This is a genomic window from Haloferax sp. s1 (assembly GCF_058382125.1).
The window spans coordinates 1-647 of sequence record NZ_JBZRPK010000032.1; the positions used below are offsets into that span (position 1 = coordinate 1).

Sequence of the window (647 nt, forward strand, 5' to 3'; positions counted from 1 at the left end):
CCTGGGCGGATGGCCTGGTAGGCGTGTGTGAACGCGCCGGAGACGGTCGGGAACGGTTGGCTAGTACCGCTGATGTCGTCCGGTGAGGCTGAATTGCAGCGCGAGCGTCGCATCGATACAAGTGACGGCGGGAGGGTCTCCGAACTGATTATTTGTTTGCCCGGAAAAACGCAAGTACGCATCATAGCCATCCCCTGAGGTTTGAACTTCAGTGAGATACTCTCTATATCGAAATTCGGTTTATCTAGTTTCGGGTAAAACGGATGCCGCCGACCGAAGCACAGCGGCGAACTGGAACGTTTCGCAGGCAGCGATAGTCCACTGCCGCCTTCGACTACGATTGAACCAGATTCCGGCTTGCGACTACGGCTGAACTGGATTCGACTCAGCGACCGACTCCGTAGATGACTCCGTAACCGACTCGTCAGAGTCAGCCGAACCTGCTGCCTTCTGTCGCGGCGACGAGTGATACACTGCGTTGCCCTGTTCGTCAAACAGATGTAGACGCTCTTCGTCGACACCGATTTCGATACTGTCTCCGGGCGACACTGTACTTCGCGGTTCGGTCTTCACCTTTAGTTCCGTATCGCCGACCTCGCAGTGGACGAGCAGCGACTCGCCCAACGGCTCTGTCACGCTGACGGTCG

1 protein-coding gene is annotated in these 647 nt (G+C 57.0%); it reads right to left on the reverse strand.

Annotation, left to right across the window (positions count from 1 at the left end):
* Positions 1–363: 363 nt before the first annotated feature.
* Positions 364–647, reverse strand: a 284-nt coding sequence (locus tag QT222_RS00185; RefSeq protein ID WP_491475919.1) for a TOBE domain-containing protein, incomplete at its 5' end; no start/stop codon positions are given.